A 262-nucleotide genomic window follows, 5' to 3' on the forward strand; every position below is an offset into this window, starting at 1 on the left:
GGTCGATATCCGCGAAGTCGAAGCTCCCGCCCGTGAGGTGGAGGCTCGCATCGCCGTAGGCCCCCGCCTTCTCCGTCACGCTCCCGGTGACTTGGCCGCCCGCCACGATCACCGGCGCGTCGTTGACCCCCTTCAGCGCGATCGTCACCGCCTGCTGCGCCACCCCGCCATTGCCGTCGTTCACCTGGACGGTCGTGACCACCCGCACGGTGTCGTTCTGGCCGATGAAGTCGAGCGCCTTGTCGGCGATGGCGTAGGACCA

1 protein-coding gene is annotated in these 262 nt (G+C 68.7%); it reads right to left on the bottom strand.

Going from position 1 to position 262, the window contains the following annotated elements; genetic code table 11:
* A partial coding sequence (locus tag OWC43_RS23400; RefSeq protein WP_393958685.1) for a VCBS domain-containing protein occupies window positions 1-262 on the bottom strand: 262 nt, incomplete at both ends.

The sequence above is a fragment of the Methylorubrum sp. POS3 genome, assembly GCF_043352485.1.
GTDB lineage: Bacteria > Pseudomonadota > Alphaproteobacteria > Rhizobiales > Beijerinckiaceae > Methylobacterium > Methylobacterium suomiense.